At 68.8% G+C, this 3,042-nt stretch carries 2 protein-coding genes; both read left to right on the top strand.

Features of this window, described 5'->3' with window-relative positions:
* Positions 1-33 precede the first annotated feature (33 nt).
* On the top strand, positions 34-1,536 hold the full coding sequence (locus tag QH283_RS14425) for an FtsW/RodA/SpoVE family cell cycle protein (protein WP_280503511.1): 1,503 nt from the start codon (positions 34-36) through the stop codon (positions 1,534-1,536).
* Positions 1,533-3,011: a peptidoglycan D,D-transpeptidase FtsI family protein gene (locus QH283_RS14420; protein ID WP_280503510.1), complete on the top strand. Its 1,479-nt coding sequence runs from the start codon at positions 1,533-1,535 to the stop codon at positions 3,009-3,011. Before QH283_RS14425 ends, QH283_RS14420 begins: the two co-directional genes overlap by 4 nt.
* The last annotated feature ends 31 nt before the right edge of the window (positions 3,012-3,042 follow it).

Below are 3,042 nucleotides of genomic sequence, written 5' to 3'. Positions count from 1 at the left end.
GACTCCGGGGGAGAACTGCCGGGTGACGGACTGATGTCCGCACCGGCACCGCCGTCAGCCGGGGCCTTTCCGAGTCCGCCGGGTGGTTTCGCGCCGGCGCCGCCGCCGTCGACCCGGCGCAATGTGGAACTGCTGCTGCTCGGGTTCGCGGCTGTCCTGGTGACCACGGCGCTGTTCCTGGTGGAAGCCAGCCAGGAACAGTCGATCACCTGGGACATCGCCAAGTACGGCGCCGCCTTCCTCGGTCTGTACGCGATCGCGCACGCCGCCGTGCGCCGGTTCGCGCCCTTCGCCGACCCGCTGCTGCTGCCGATCGTGGCCGTGCTCAACGGCCTCGGCCTGGTGCTGATCCACCGCCTCGACCTCGGCGCGGCCCAGAACGCGGTGTTCAACGGCGTGCCGATCCCCTCCCCCGACGCCAACCAGCAGATCCTGTGGACCGCGCTGGGCATGGTGCTGTTCGTCGGGGTGCTCGTGGTGCTGCGCGACTACCGCACGCTGGCCAGCTACAGCTACACCCTCGGCCTGGTCGGCCTGATCGCGCTGATGATCCCGGCGCTGCTGCCGTCGAGCATGTCGGAGATCAACGGCGCCAAGATCTGGATCAGGTTGCCCGGCTTCAGCGTGCAGCCCGGTGAGTTCGCCAAACTGCTGCTGATCATCTTCTTCGCCTCGGTGCTGGTCTCCAAGCGCGAACTGTTCACGGTGGCGGGCAAGCACTGGCTCGGCATGGACTTCCCGCGCGCCCGCGACCTCGGCCCGATCCTCGCGGTCTGGGTGATCTGCATCGGCGTGCTGGTGCTGGAGAAGGATCTGGGCACCTCGCTGCTGATCTTCAGCACCGTGCTGGTGATGCTCTACATCGCCACCGAGCGGGTGGGCTGGCTGATCATCGGTTTCGGCCTGCTGCTGGCCGGTTTCGCGCTGGCCTACCAGATCTTCGGCCACGTGAAGATCCGCATCGACACCTGGCTCGACCCGTTCGCCGACTACAGCAACACCGGCTATCAGCTGTCGCAGTCGCTGTTCGGCCTGGCCACCGGCGGCCTGGCGGGCACCGGTCTCGGCAGTGGGCGGCCCAACCAGGTGCCGTTCTCCAAGACCGACTTCATCGTCACCACCATCGGCGAGGAGATGGGCCTGATCGGCCTGACCGCGGTGCTGATCCTGTTCCTGGTGCTCATCGTGCGCGGTCTGCGCACGGCGCTGGCGGTGCGCGACAGCTTCGGCAAGCTGCTGGCGGCGGGCCTGGCCTTCACCCTGGCGATCCAGATCTTCGTTGTCGTCGGCGGCGTCACCAAGCTGATCCCGCTGACCGGTCTGACCACGCCGTTCATGTCCTACGGCGGCTCCTCGCTGCTGGCCAACTACGCCCTGCTCGCGCTGCTGATCAAGATCTCCGACGCGGCGAGGGCGCCCGCTCCGGTGCGCAAGCGCGAACCCGCCGCGCCGATCGCCGAGGCGCAGACCGAGATGTTGCGCCGCCCGGCCAGGCAGCAGCGGGCGCGACACCCGGAGGCGAGGCAAGCGGAATGAACACACCACTACGACGGGTAGCGGTCGCGGTGATGGTCATGATCGTCGCGCTGCTCATGAACGCCACCTACGTGCAGGTGATCAAGGCCGACGACTACCGCAACGATCCGCGCAACTCCCGGGTGCTGCTGGACGAGTACTCCCGCCAGCGCGGGCAGATCGCCGCGGGCGGCGCGGTGCTCGCCTCCTCGGTGGAGACCGACGACCGGTACAAGTACCTGCGCGTCTACCCCACCGACCCGCAGGCCTTCGCGCCGGTGACCGGCTACTACACCATGCAGAACGGCAGCGGCGGCCTGGAGCGTTCGGAGGATCCGCTGCTCAACGGCTCCGACAGCCAGCTGTTCGGCCGCAGGCTCATCGACCTGGTGTCCGGTCGCGACCCGCGCGGCGGCAACGTGCTGACCACCCTGGACCCGCTCATGCAGCAGGTCGCCTACGAGCAGCTCACCGCCAAGGGCTACACCGGCTCGGTGGTGGCCATCGAACCGAGCACCGGCAAGATCCTGACTCTGGTCTCCACCCCCAGCTACGACCCCAACCTGCTGGCGGGCCACGACGCGGCCGAGACCACCACCGCGCTCGAGCAGTTGCAGTCCGATCCCGACCAGCCGATGCTCAATCGCGCGCTCTCGCAGACCTATCCGCCCGGCTCCACGTTCAAGGTGGTGGTCACCGCGGCCGCGCTGGCCAACGGCGTGGCCACCCCGGACACCAGGCTGACCGCCGCGCCCTCGATCACGCTGCCCGGCACCAGCACGTCGCTGGAGAACTACAACGGCAACCCGTGCGGCGGCGAGCCGACCACCACGCTGACCAACGCCTTCCGGCTGTCCTGCAACACCGCCTTCGTCGAGCTCGGCATCGACCTTGGCGCGGCCGCGCTGGAGGACACCGCGGCGGCCTTCGGCATCGGCGAGCACTCCGGCATTCCGCTGGACTGGACCGAGAGCACGCTCGGCCCGATCCCCGACGACGCCGCGCTCGGTCAGAGCAGCATCGGTCAGCGCGACGTGGCGCTCACCCCGCTGGACAACGCGGTCGTCGCGGCCACCATCGCCAACGGCGGTGTCCGCATGCAGCCGTACCTGGTCGACTCGACCCAGGGGCCCGATCTGAGTCAGCTCTCGGAGACCAAGCCGGTCTCGGTGGGCCAGGCGGTCAGCGCCGAGGTGGCCTCCCAGGTGACCAGGATGATGATCGAGTCGGAGCAGAACACCACCGGTAGCGGCCGGTCCGGGTACACGATCGCCTCCAAGACCGGCACCGCCGAGCACGGCTCCGACCCGCGTAACACCCCGCCGCACGCCTGGTATATCGCTTTCGCACCGGCAGAGAACCCGAAGATCGCCATCGCGGTCATCGTGGAAGACGGCGGCGCACGCGCAGAAGCAGAGCCGCCAGCCCACGGGGCAACCCCCAAACACCCCCCCCACGGGCCGCCCCCGAACAAAACGCGTGAAGATCATGAATAATCGAAACCTCTCCCGGGCGGAGCGGAGCGGA

This window comes from Nocardia farcinica (assembly GCF_029867845.1).
GTDB classification, from domain to species: Bacteria; Actinomycetota; Actinomycetes; order Mycobacteriales; family Mycobacteriaceae; genus Nocardia; species Nocardia farcinica_A.
Note: the sequence above shows the minus strand (reverse complement) of the source record. Positions and strands in the feature narration are given on the sequence as shown.